This window comes from Mycobacterium sp., assembly GCF_035633495.1.
Classification (GTDB): Bacteria; Actinomycetota; Actinomycetes; order Mycobacteriales; family Mycobacteriaceae; genus Mycobacterium.
Genome location: NZ_DASQEU010000122.1, coordinates 15,844 through 27,429 on the forward strand (window position 1 = coordinate 15,844; position 11,586 = coordinate 27,429).

The window sequence follows — 11,586 nt, forward strand, 5'->3', positions numbered from 1 at the left end:
TGCGCCGGATAGCCTTGCCGGGTGAGCCGGATCGGTGCCATGGCGCTACGGGATGCCGTCCTCGACGAGGGGTCGTTCATCAGCTGGGACGTGGCCCCGCTCGACGTCGGTGCCGACGCTCCGTACCGCCGCGAGCTCGCGGCAGCCAGGGCCGCCACCGGGCTCGACGAATCGGTCCTGACCGGCGAGGGAACCGTCTTCGGCCGCCGCGTGGCGGTGGTCGCGAGCGAGTTCGACTTTCTCGCCGGGTCGATCGGCGTGGCCGCGGCCGCGCGGATCACCGCGGCAGTGGAGCGGGCGACCGCCGAGCGGCTCCCACTGGTGGCGTCGCCGAGCTCGGGTGGCACCCGCATGCAGGAGGGCACCGTGGCCTTCCTGCAGATGGTCAAGATCGCCGCCGCCGTCGAGCTGCACAAACAGGCGCATCTCCCCTACCTGGTGTACCTGCGGCATCCGACGACGGGCGGGGTGTTCGCGTCGTGGGGCTCCCTCGGCCACGTCACCGCGGCCGAGCCCGGCGCCTTGATCGGCTTCCTCGGGCCGCGGGTGTACGAGCATCTGTACGGCGAACCGTTTCCGACTGGCATCCAGACCGCGGAGAACCTGCACCGGCACGGCGTCATCGACGGCGTCGTCCCCGTCGAAGTGCTGCGCTCGACGCTGGATCGGGCGCTCACGGTGTTGTCGGACCAGCCCGGCTCGCCGCCGCAGGCACCCGAGCCGGAGCCCATCGCCGACGTGCCCGCCTGGGATTCGGTGGAGACCTCCCGCCGACCCGACCGGCCCGGCATCGGTTACCTGCTGCGGCACGGAACCACCGAGCGGGTACTCCTCTCCGGAACCGGCGGCCACGGCGAGGCGGCCACCACGCTGCTGGCCCTGGCCAGATTCGGCGGCCAGCCCGCGGTGGTGGTCGGGCAGCAGCGTGGCGTCGGCGGCGGCCTCGTCGGCCCGCAGGCGTTGCGCGAGGCGCGACGCGGGATGGCGTTGGCCGCCGGGTTGCGGCTGCCATTGGTCCTCGTCATCGACACGCCCGGCCCGGCGTTGTCGGCGGAGGCCGAAGAGGGCGGACTGGCCAGCGAGATCGCCAGGTGTCTGGCCCAACTGGTCACGTTGGACACCCCGACGGTGTCGGTTCTGCTCGGGCAGGGCAGTGGTGGACCGGCGCTGGCGATGGTGCCCGCCGATCGTGTCCTCGCCGCCCTGCACGGCTGGCTGGCGCCGTTGCCGCCGGAGGGTGCCAGCGCGATCGTCTTCCGCGACGTCGACCACGCCCCGGAACTGGCTGCGGCACAGGGCATTCGGTCGGCGGACCTGTTGCGCAACGGAATCGTCGACGTGATCGTGCCGGAGCACACCGATGCCGCCGACACGTCCTCGGAGTTCACCCGGCGCCTCTCGGCCACCATCGCCACCGAGCTGCATTCGCTGCGCTCCCTCACCGCCGCCGAGCGATTGGCGTTGCGGCTGCGGCGCTACCGCGAGATCGGGCTGCCCGACGGGTCACCCTAGGCGTCGAATGGCCACTTAAGGCACGGCTTTAACGAGAAACCGCATCATAAGTGGCCGTTCGGCGTTCGGCGGCTAGGTGAGGCGTCTAAACAACTCCGCCGGCCTGCCTCGACCGGTCGCGACCGACCGTCCCGTGGCCTCGAGTTGAGGGTCCATCACGCGTCGAAACCGGTCGCGTTGCAGGGACTCTCCCGCGACGGCCTCGTGGGCCAGTCGCAGTTGTCGCAACGTGAACTCGGTGCCGAGCAACCCGTCCGGATCCGGGCTGGTGGCGTAGCGGGCGCGCAGATCGTCGACGGCACGGGCGACGATGCCGCCGTGGCCGTAGGGCAGTCGGCCCGGGTTCGACGTCGGTCTCAGCCGGGTGCGATCGGGAAGGCGCATCGAGATGCGGTCGGACCGCACGACGGCGAGGTGAGCCACCGAGAGCACCCAGCCGCGATCGTCGCGTTGGGGGTCGTCGAAAACGTGCAGTTGCCGTGGCCGCAGCCCGCGAACGCCCGCCTTGGTGCGCAGCGCTCGATCCACGGCGTCGGCCAGCCGTTCCCTTGGATGCAGGAACGTGCCGGGAAGCGCCCAACCGGTGTCGTCGTTGCGTCGCACCTGGAGCACCAGCAGTTCCGACCCGGCCGGGTCGAGGGTGAGCAGTGCGGTGTCGACGGCGACCGAGGGTCTGGGGTAGTCGGCGAGCGTCTTCCCGCTGCCGTCGCGTTGAGGGGTAATGCGTGTCGGCCTCTCGTTGTATCTTGCATTTAGATCATTATTGCGCAAAATAATTGTGGGGGAGGAAACGACATGATTCTCACGACAGCTCGGATCGACAGGGCCTGCGGCGTACTGCTGGCCACCGCGGCAGGTGACGCCCTCGGCGCGCCATACGAATTCCAGCCCGCGAGAGGACCCGAGAAGGACGTGGCCATGGTCGGCGGCGGTGGCTTCGGGTGGGCACCCGGCGAGTGGACCGACGACACGTCGATGGCGATTGCGATCGCGGAGGTCGCCGCCACCGGCGCGGACCTGCGCGACCACTCCGCGCAGGACGCGATCGTCGAGCGTTGGCATGGGTGGACCAGGACGGCCAAGGACGTCGGGATCCAGACGCGCAGCGTCCTCGGCCGCGTCGAAGCCGAGGGAGGCTGGGCCGCAACCGCATTGACCGCGTCGCGTGCCCTGCACGAACGCAGCGGACGTACGGCGGGCAACGGCGCGTTGATGCGCACCGCCCCCGTCGCACTTGCGTATCTGGACGACGAGGACGCGCTCGTCACCGCCGCCCGTCAGATCAGTGCGCTGACGCGCTACGAACCCGACGCGTGCGACGCGTGTGTGTTGTGGTGCTGCGCCATCCGCCATGCGGTGCTGACCGGCGAGTTGGACGTTCGGGTCGGTATGCGGCATCTCGACGAGGAGAGCCGCGAGACATGGTCGACGCGACTGGACGTGGCGGAAGCCTCCCGCCCGGCGGACATCGCCAACAACGGCTGGGTCGTCGCCGCACTGCAGGCCGCCTGGTCGGCGATCTACATGACGAACACCGGGGAAGGTCTGCGGGCCGAGCACCTGACCCGTGGGCTGGATGCGGCGGTGCGCGCGGGTGACGACACCGACACCGTGGCGGCCATCGCCGGCGGTTTGCTCGGCGCGGCGTACGGCGCCTCGGCGGTCCCCGGCAGGTGGCGGCGGCTGCTGCACGGCTGGCCCGGTCTGCGGTCACGCGACCTGGTGGCGCTCACCAATCGCATCGTCGAGGTGGACCGCGACTTTCCGCGTCCGCAGGAACCGGCGATCGCGGAGAGGCATCCCTACGACGAAGACGTGTGGCTGGGCAACGCCGCGGCGCTGTGCGCCCCACCCGAGGGTGTCGACGCCGTCGTCTCGCTGTGTCGGGTACACGACGACGATCTGCCCGCCGGCGTCGAACAGATCGACGTGCGGCTGATCGACCGCGAAGGCTTTGAGGCCAACGCGAACCTGGACTTCGTGCTCACCGACACCGTCGAGCTGATCGACCGGCTGCGGCGCGAGGGCCGAAAAGTCCTGGTGCACTGTCACGGCGCCTACAGTCGGACGCCGACGATCGGTGCGCTGTACGGCGCGTACGTCGGTCACGCTGGAGCGGACGAGGCACTCGCCGACGTGCTGGCCGTGCTGCCCGGCGCGAACCCGAACCGGGGCTTTCGCGCAGCGCTGAAGCGCTTCGCGCAGTGAGCGTCACCGCAGTGATGGCATTCTGGGAATGGTGGACTCCGTGTTGCACTTCGCCGGAAACTTCTGGTGGCTGATCTTCCCCCTGGGCGGAGTGATCGGCGGCGGCGTCAGGGGCATCACCGCAGCCAATGAGCGACGGGCCGAACGACGGCTCGAGCGGTACCGGATCAAGCAGCAGACCAAGGTCGCCGTCGCGGAGGCGTCGGGACGCGGCAAGGTCGACGAAGCCGCGGCGCGGCGCGAGGTGAACAAGGTGCTGCAGCGACACGACAGCACCGATGCCCGGTGGCTGGATTACGAGCTGGACGTCGCCAAGCTGCTCGACTTCCCGCTGATGACCGACATGCGCGAGCCACTCACCGCCGAGTTTCACCGGGCCCGCAGCCGCGCCGACCTCTTGCGCCCTGCCAGCGCCGACGAACTCGTCGGCGACCGCGACGCCCAACTCAACTATCGCGACGCCGTGCACGCATACGTGACGGCGTTCGACGTCGCCGAGGCCGAGGCGGTCCGACGGCGACGAAGCGACTTCTCGACCGAGGCGCAGGAGCGGCTGGAGCGCGCACAGCGTCTGCTCCGGGTGGCGTCGGACGGTGCCGCCACCCCCGACGAGCGCCGGAACGCCTACTCCAAGGCCCAGCGTGAGCTCGACGGGCTGATCGTGCTGCCCGCCGTCACCCGGGCAGGCATCGAACGGGGCATCGCCGGCGAGATCGAGGCCTAGTCGGACGTCGCGTAGCGCTGCAGCGTGGGCGCGAGCCAATCGACCAGTTCGCTCCGGCTCATCGCCACGACGGGCGGCAGCCGCAGCACGAAGCGGCACAGCGCCATGCCCAGCACCTGCGTGGCGATCAGACCGGCCCGGCGCGGTGCGTCGCCCGGCCCGAACTTCGCGATCGCGGGCAACAGCGGTGCAGCGAAGATGTCCGTCATGCGTTGCGCTGCTTCGGCATTGGTGGTGGACGACCGCAGCAGCACGACGAGCGCCTCGTCGTCCTCCCAGCGTGCGAGGAAGTGCGACGCCAATACGTGGCCCACCGTCGCGGGATCGACGCCGGAGAGATCCGGAAACCGCAGGTCGAATTCCGCCGCGGCCGCGAACAGCTGGTCCTTGTTGCCGAAGTAGCGCATCACCGTCGACGGGTCGATGTGCGCGTCGGCAGCGATGGCCCGGATGGTGGCGGCCCCGAAGGCGTGAACACATCACGCGCCGCCGGGGTCAATGCCCGCACGCTCGAGGTGCTCGAGGGATTGGACGTGACCCGCCGGCTGGTCAAGGAGGGCATCGAGGCCCCGCGGTTCGCCATCCGAGACGGCGCGAAGGCGCTGCTCTCCATCGACTTCAGCGGACTGAAGACCGCCTACCCGTTCACCCTCCTGGTTCCCCAGTCGACGACCGAACGCCTACTGCTCGAGCGCCTTCGCGAACTCGGTGGCGACGTGACCCGAGCCAATGGGCTCGCCACCGTCGCCCAGGACGCCGAGGGCGTCACCGCCACCTTCGACGACGGCGACACACTGCGGGCCCGCTACGTCGTGGGTGCCGACGGCATGCACAGCACCGTGCGCGAGCAGGCCGGCATCGGCTTTTCCGGCGGCGCATACGAGCATTCGTTCGTGCTCGCCGACGCCCAGCTCAGCGGCGACGCACCCACCGACGAGGTGCGCCTGTTCTGGGCGAGCGAAGGCCTCACCGTCGTCGCCCCGCTGCCCAACGGCGACTTCCGCGTCGTCGCGCCCGTGGACGACGCACCCGAGGTGCCGTCGCCTAAATTCGTCCAGCGGATCCTCGATGAACGCGGCCCAGGCGGCATTACCGTCACCGGCATAGCCTGGGGCTCCCGTTCCGGATCCACCACCGCGTCGCCGACACCTACCGCGCGGGCCGGATCATGCTCGCAGGCGACTCCGCCCACGTAGACAGTCCGGCCGGTGGCCAGCGAATGAACCTCGGCATCCAGGACGCGGTCGTCCCGGCCGACGCGTTGGCGGCGGTACTCGACGGCGGGTCCGGCTCGCTGCTCGACGACTGCAGCGCCACTCGGCGCCCCATCGCTCAGCAGGTCATCGAGCTGACCGACCGGCTGACCAGACTCGCCACACTGCCCCGCGCCCTGCGCCCGGTGCGAACGCCATGCTGGGCGTCATCGGTCACGTCCCTCCGGCCACGCGTGCGCTCGCGTCGCAACTGTCGGGCCTGGTGTACCGCTGAGGCGTTTGGCCTGCCCCCTACTCTGTCAACGACGAAGGGATGAAGGTGCAGACGATCGAGGCTGACTACCTGGTGGTCGGTGCGGGGGCGATGGGCATGGCGTTCGTCGACACCCTCATCACCGAGTCGGACGCGACCGTCGTGCTCGTCGACCGCAACGATCAGCCCGGGGGGCACTGGCTCAGCGCGTACCCCTTCGTCCGGCTGCACCAGCCGTCGGCGTACTACGGCGTGAATTCGCGGCGGCTGGGTAGCGACTCGATCGACGCCGGCGGCTGGAACGAGGGGTTCTACGAGCTCGCGGGCGGCAGCGAGGTCGTCGCCTACTACGACACCGTGATGCGCCAGCACCTCCTGCCGAGCGGCCGGGTGACGTACTTCCCCATGAGCGAGTACCTCGGGATGGTCGACGGCGCCGGCCGGATCCGCACGCTCGGCGGCGAGGATTACCGCGTCGAGGTGCGCCGCCGGACCGTCGACGCCACGTACCTCAGCGTCATCGTGCCTTCGATGCGGCCGCCGCTGTACGACGTCGGCGACGGGGTCGCCTGCATCCCGCCCAACGGGCTGCCGCGCGAGGCGGTCCGCGACCGGTACGTCATCGTGGGCGCGGGCAAGACAGCGATGGACAGCTGTTCGTGGCTGATGCGGCACGGCATCGCGCCCGAGCGGATCACCTGGATCAAACCGCGCGAGTCCTGGGTGCTCGACCGCGCGGTCGTGCAGCCGGGCCATCAGTTCGCGCGGCGGGTGCTGGCCGATTTCTCGGCTCAGTCGCGGGCGATCAAGCAGGCCACCTCCATCGACGACCTCTACCTGCGGCTGGAGAAATACGGCTGCCTGATGCGCATCGATCAAACGGTCGAACCGACGATGTACCGCTGCGCAATCCTTTCCCGGGTCGAACTCGAGAAGCTGCGGCTGATCGCCGACGTCGTCCGGATGGGTCACGTGCACTCGATCGAGCCGGGTCGGGTCGTGCTCGACGGCGGCACACTCGAGACCGATCCGGCGGCGCTCTACGTCGACTGCACGGGCGACGGCATCGGGCTGCGCGAGGCGACGCCGGTATTCTCGCCCGGCGCCATCACCCTGCAGTCGGTGCGGACCTGCCAGCCCGCGTTCAGTGCGGCCGTCACCGCGCGGGTCGAGGCGATGGACGCCGACGACGACACCAAGAACGACTACTGCTGGCCGGTCGAGCACCCGACGAATCCCATCGACTGGCTAACCATGACCGTTGCGTTCAACCACAATCAACTGCGCTGGTTCGACGACCCCGTGCTCATGGGTTGGCTCAACCGCGCCCGACTGAACGCCGTCAGCCACATGCAGTCGGGCGACGACGACGCCGCAGCAGGGGCGGCGGTGGTGGCCCCGCGACTGCGCGCCGCCAACGAGAAGCTCGAGTCGATGCTCAATTCAACTGCGGTGCAAGCATGATCGCGCGCCGCCGGCTCTGAACCCACAGCACGACGGTCGCGATGGCGGCCTCGGCGACCGAGATGGTGGTCGCCACGACCATCAACGTCGACATGGCGCCCGCCGCCGACGTCACCGGGGCCAAGGTGACCGCCTGACCGTGATGGTGGCCCGGCATCGACCAGTGCACCGCGATCATGCCCAGGTTCATCACCGCGACGACGACCCACACCCGTGGTGAGCCGGCCGTCCACAGCTCGCGCGCGCAGTAGAGGCACACCACGGCCATGCCGACGATGAGCACCGCGACGATCGCATTGCCCGCGTCGCCGACCATCAGCACGTGCAGCACGGCCGAGGTCACCGCAAGCACCGCACACGACCGACGCCCGAGGACGGCGGACGTGCTGGTGGCGCTCATCGGTCAACTCTGGCACCAAGGTGACGACGGTGCCACCGGAACGTCAGGCCAGTGATTCGACCCAGGCGCGGTGCAGCGCGGCGTAACGGCCATCGCCGAGGATCAACTCGTCGGGCGGGCCGTCCTCGACGACGCGACCGTGCTCGAGAACCAGCACCCGATCGGCCACCTCGACGGTGGACAGGCGGTGGGCGATCACGACGGCGGTGCGGTCGGTCAGCACCGTGGCCAGGGCCCGCTGCACCATCCGCTCACTCGGGATGTCGAGTGACGACGTCGCCTCGTCGAGGATGAGCACCGCGGGGTCGGCCAGGAACGCGCGCGCGAAGGCGATCAGTTGCCGCTGGCCCGCGGACAGCCTGCCGCCGCGCTTGGCCACGTCGGTGTCGTACCCGTCGGCGAGCACGTCGATGAACCGGTCGGCGCCGACGGCCTCGGCCGCCTCGCGCACCTCGGTATCGGTCGCGTCGGGCCTGCCGAATCGGATGTTGTCGGCGACGGAGCCCTCGAACATGAAGTTCTCCTGTGTCACCATCACGACGTGGCGGCGCAGCTCGGCCTGCGCCAGGTCGCGCAGGTCGACGCCGTCGATCGTGACGGCGCCGGAGGTGGGGTCGTAGAACCGTGCGATCAGCTTGGCGATGGTGGTCTTGCCCGCGCCAGTGGTGCCGACCAGGGCGACGGTCTGACCCGCCGGGATCCGCAGATCCAAGTCCGGCAGCACCGGCCGATCGGGCACATAGGAGAACTTCACGTCACGGAAGACGATGTCGCCGTTGACCTTCGACAGCTCGACCGGCCGCTTCGGATCCTGGATGCCCGGCGCCTCGGCCAGTACGCCCGCGATCTTCTCCAGCGCAGCGGCTGCCGACTGGAACGTGTTGAAGAACTGCGAGATCTCCTGCATGGGCTCGAAGAAGATCCGCAAGTACAGTAGGAACGCGGTCAGCGTGCCGAGCGTCATCTCGCCGTGCAGCACGCGGTAGCCGCCGTAGAGCAGCACACCGCCGGTGGTGACGTTGCCGACCAGCCGGACTGCCGGCATGAAGACCGCGAGCAGCTTGAACGCCCGCTCGTTGATGGTCTTGTAGTCGTCGGCGACGTCGGTGAAGATCTGCTGGTTGCGCGGCTCGCGACGGTAGGCCTGCACGGCCTTGATGCCGGTCATCGTCTCGACGAACTGCACGATGACCAACGCGGCGCTCTCACGCACCAACTTGTAGGTCTTCGACGACTGGGTGCGGAACCACCAGACCAGCAGCACCAGAACGGGGAACGCGCACAGGCACATCAACCCGAGCTTCACGTCGAGCACGACCAGTAGCACCGACGTTCCCAGCAGTGTCAGGACGGCGGTGATGAGACCGTCGAACCCGGTCTGCAGCATGTCCTGGATGGCCTCGACGTCGTTCGTCGAACGCGCCACCACGCGGCCGGAGGTGTAACGGTCGTGAAAGGCGACGTCGAGGCGCTGGAAGTGCCGGAAGATCCTGCGGCGCAACTCAAGCAGCACCTCCTGACCGATTCGCCCGGACCGGCGCAGGAAGAACATCCGGCTGACGGCCTGCACCAGCACCACGACGCACAGCGACGCGACGATCAGCATCAGTTCGCGGGCGGAGCCGCCGTCCGCGATCGGTGGGATGCCGTGGTCGATGCCGCGCTGAACGAGCAGCGGCACCGACAGCCTCGCGGCGTTCTCGACCACGACGACGATCGCGAGTAAGGACACCGTGGTGGCGTATGGCCGCAAGAGCCCACCGAGCAGGGTGCGCGCCTCGCGACGGCGGGAGATCGACTCGTCGATCGGCAGATCGTCGTCGTCATTGCTGACGGCGCGGCCGCGCCAGTCCGTGGTGGTCATCGCCTCTCACCCTCGAAGCTGACGAAGTCGCTCTCCTCGCTTGCAGTTTCGGCCACTTCCCGCTCGCGGTACAGGTTGTCGAGCCTGCTGCGGTCCTCGTCCTGCTCCCAGTCGCAGGTGCGTTCGGCTCCGTCGTCGAGGTCGTCATCGGCAGCGAGCAGGTAGCGGTACTCGGGTGCGTCGGCGAGCAGTTCGGCGTGGGTGCCGACGCGGGTGATGGTGCCGTCCTCGAGTAGCGCCACGCGGTCGGCGAGAAGGACCGTCGACGCGCGGTTGGCCACCACCACGCCGGTCACCGATGCGAGCACGCGGCGCAACGCCTCGGTGACGACGGCCTCGGTGTGCACGTCGAGTGCCGACAGCGTGTCATCGAGCACCAGGATGGACGGCGCCGCGAGCAACGCCCGGGCCAGCGAGAGTCGTTGTCGCTGACCACCGGACAAGCTCATGCCCTGCTCGCCGATCCGGGTGTCGAGGCCGAACGGCAGGTCGTACACGAACTGGGCGGCGGCCACCTCCACGGCCTGGGCGAGCTGCTGCTCCGTCGCATCCGGCCTGCCGAGCCGGAGGTTCTCGGCCACGGACATCGAGAAGAGGGTGGGGTCCTCGAAGGCAGTGGCCACCGCCTGCCGCAGGGCGGGCAGGGACAGCTCGCGGATGTCGCATCCGTCGACGAGGATCGCGCCTTCGGTGACGTCGTACAGCCGCGACAGCAGCGCGACGAGCACCGACTTGCCCGACCCCGTCGATCCGACCAGGGCGAGCGTCTCGCCGGGTTCGACGGTGATGTCGACGTGGCGCAGCGCCCACACCTCCGAGTCGGGAAACTTGAAGCCGACGTCGACGAGTTCGAGGCGACCGCCGCGGGGGGCGTCGCGCTGCGGGCCGTCGGTGATCTCACGTGGCGCATCGAAGATCTCCGCGACGCGGTTGGCCGCGGTCATGGACTCCTGGGTCATCGACAGCAGGAAGCCCAGCGAGGCTATGGGCCACACCAGCGACAGCATCATCGTGATGAACGCGACCAGCGTGCCCATGGTGACCAGACCACTGCCCGCCGCGTAGGCGCCCAGGCCCAGCACGATGATCAGGCTGACGCTGGGGATCGCCTCCAGCAGCGTCCAGAACTTCGCCGACACCCCGACCTTGCTCACCTCGGTGTCGAACAGGGCGGTGGCGCGCTGATCGAACCGCTCGTAGGCGTACTCCTCGCGGCCGAAGGCCTTGACCACCCGCAGCCCCAGCGCCTGCTCCTCCACGTGGGTGGCGACGTTGCCGGACTGGTCCTGCGCGGCGCGGGACAGCTTGGTGAACTGACGCTGGAAGTGCAGCACGGTCGCGGTGATCGGCACGATAGAGACCACCACCACGACGCCCAGCGGCCAGTACATCGCGAGCAGGATGCCCGTCACGACGATGATCTGGATGACGTTGAGCAACAGGAACAGCAGCCCGAACGACAGGAACTGGCGGATGGTGCTCAGATCGTTCATCACCCGCGACAGCAGCTGGCCCGACTGCCACTTGCCGTGGAACGACATCGGCAGGATCTGCAGCCGCGCGTAAAGGTCCTTGCGGATGTCGGCCTCGACGCCCATGGTGGCGCGTGACACCAGCCAGCGGCGGATGAACCACAGCACGGCCTCGGAGACCAGCACGGCCATCGCGGCCGAGCCGAGAGTCCACAGCTGCTGCTGCTCCTGGTGGCGCACCGGGCCGTCGATCACGGCCTTGGTCATCAGTGGAATGGACACGGTGGCGACCAGGCTGAGTAGCGCCGCTATCAGCATCGCGGCCCACCGCACCCGGTAGGGCTTCAGATATGGCAGCAGGCGAAGGATGTCCGACGACGACCGGATGCGGCGTGGTGGTGGCGCAATGGCCGGCTCGGAGACCAGCCCCGCTTCGTGCGCACGCATCGTCTCACCCATCAGTACTCGTTGACTC

The 11,586-nt window shown here is 69.2% G+C and carries 11 protein-coding genes; 6 read left to right on the top strand and 5 right to left on the bottom strand.

The window, feature by feature from the left end:
- Window positions 1-21: 21 nt before the first annotated feature.
- Window positions 22-1,512 (top strand): carboxyl transferase domain-containing protein, encoded by a 1,491-nt coding sequence (locus tag VET27_RS18670; RefSeq protein WP_526520792.1) that lies wholly within the window; start codon window positions 22-24, stop codon window positions 1,510-1,512.
- A gap of 72 nt (window positions 1,513-1,584) precedes the next feature.
- Here the strand turns inward: VET27_RS18670 and VET27_RS18675 are convergent, their stop codons facing one another.
- The gene (locus tag VET27_RS18675; protein ID WP_526520794.1) at window positions 1,585-2,283 is read right to left on the bottom strand and encodes an NrtR DNA-binding winged helix domain-containing protein; all 699 of its coding nucleotides are present in this window, start codon (window positions 2,281-2,283) and stop codon (window positions 1,585-1,587) included.
- 24 nt (window positions 2,284-2,307) lie between these two features.
- Between VET27_RS18675 and VET27_RS18680 the strand changes: the two genes are divergently transcribed.
- Window positions 2,308-3,720, top strand: coding sequence for an ADP-ribosylglycohydrolase family protein (locus VET27_RS18680; protein WP_526520796.1), 1,413 nt, complete (start codon window positions 2,308-2,310; stop codon window positions 3,718-3,720).
- A 28-nt stretch (window positions 3,721-3,748) separates the two neighbouring features.
- A complete protein-coding gene (locus VET27_RS18685) occupies window positions 3,749-4,444 on the top strand; it encodes a hypothetical protein (protein WP_526520798.1) in 696 nt (231 codons plus the stop codon).
- Here the strand turns inward: VET27_RS18685 and VET27_RS18690 are convergent.
- Entirely contained in the window at window positions 4,441-4,851 is a 411-nt protein-coding gene (locus VET27_RS18690; RefSeq protein ID WP_526520938.1) for a TetR/AcrR family transcriptional regulator, read from the bottom strand. The genes VET27_RS18685 and VET27_RS18690 overlap by 4 nt on opposite strands.
- Window positions 4,852-4,914: 63 nt before the next feature.
- Here VET27_RS18690 and VET27_RS18695 point away from each other — a divergent pair, with 63 nt between their 5' ends.
- From VET27_RS18695 to VET27_RS18705, 3 genes are read left to right on the top strand one after another with little or no spacing between them, the layout of a single operon-like run.
- Window positions 4,915-5,640, top strand: a complete 726-nt coding sequence (locus tag VET27_RS18695) for an FAD-dependent oxidoreductase (protein WP_526520800.1) — start codon at window positions 4,915-4,917, stop codon at window positions 5,638-5,640.
- The gene (locus VET27_RS18700) at window positions 5,613-5,975 is read left to right on the top strand and encodes an FAD-dependent oxidoreductase (RefSeq protein ID WP_526520802.1); all 363 of its coding nucleotides are present in this window, start codon (window positions 5,613-5,615) and stop codon (window positions 5,973-5,975) included. Before VET27_RS18695 ends, VET27_RS18700 begins: the two co-directional genes overlap by 28 nt.
- Before the next feature lie 2 nt (window positions 5,976-5,977).
- Window positions 5,978-7,375 carry an NAD(P)-binding protein gene (locus VET27_RS18705; RefSeq protein ID WP_526520940.1) on the top strand — a complete coding sequence of 466 codons (1,398 nt, stop codon included), beginning with the start codon at window positions 5,978-5,980 and terminating at the stop codon, window positions 7,373-7,375.
- Here the strand turns inward: VET27_RS18705 and VET27_RS18710 are convergent.
- From VET27_RS18710 to VET27_RS18720, 3 genes are read right to left on the bottom strand one after another with little or no spacing between them, the layout of a single operon-like run.
- On the bottom strand, window positions 7,350-7,775 hold the full coding sequence (locus VET27_RS18710) for a hypothetical protein (RefSeq protein WP_526520804.1): 426 nt from the start codon (window positions 7,773-7,775) through the stop codon (window positions 7,350-7,352). The genes VET27_RS18705 and VET27_RS18710 overlap by 26 nt on opposite strands.
- A gap of 43 nt (window positions 7,776-7,818) precedes the next feature.
- Window positions 7,819-9,639, bottom strand: a complete 1,821-nt coding sequence (locus VET27_RS18715) for an ABC transporter ATP-binding protein (protein WP_526520806.1) — start codon at window positions 9,637-9,639, stop codon at window positions 7,819-7,821.
- On the bottom strand, window positions 9,636-11,570 hold the full coding sequence (locus VET27_RS18720; RefSeq protein WP_526520808.1) for an ABC transporter ATP-binding protein: 1,935 nt from the start codon (window positions 11,568-11,570) through the stop codon (window positions 9,636-9,638). Before VET27_RS18720 ends, VET27_RS18715 begins: the two co-directional genes overlap by 4 nt.
- Window positions 11,571-11,586: the final 16 nt, after the last annotated feature.

Bases quoted from the DNA above. Each gene is read 5' to 3' on its own strand.
- VET27_RS18720 (WP_526520808.1), bottom strand. From the start codon at position 11,570: ATGGGTGAGACGATGCGTGCGCACGAAGCGGGGCTGGTCTCCGAGCCG.
- VET27_RS18680 (WP_526520796.1), top strand. From the start codon at position 2,308: ATGATTCTCACGACAGCTCGGATCGACAGGGCCTGCGGCGTACTGCTG.
- VET27_RS18700 (WP_526520802.1), top strand. From the start codon at position 5,613: ATGCTCGCAGGCGACTCCGCCCACGTAGACAGTCCGGCCGGTGGCCAG.
- VET27_RS18715 (WP_526520806.1), bottom strand. From the start codon at position 9,639: ATGACCACCACGGACTGGCGCGGCCGCGCCGTCAGCAATGACGACGAC.
- VET27_RS18710 (WP_526520804.1), bottom strand. From the start codon at position 7,775: ATGAGCGCCACCAGCACGTCCGCCGTCCTCGGGCGTCGGTCGTGTGCG.
- VET27_RS18690 (WP_526520938.1), bottom strand. From the start codon at position 4,851: ATGCGCTACTTCGGCAACAAGGACCAGCTGTTCGCGGCCGCGGCGGAA.
- VET27_RS18685 (WP_526520798.1), top strand. From the start codon at position 3,749: ATGGTGGACTCCGTGTTGCACTTCGCCGGAAACTTCTGGTGGCTGATC.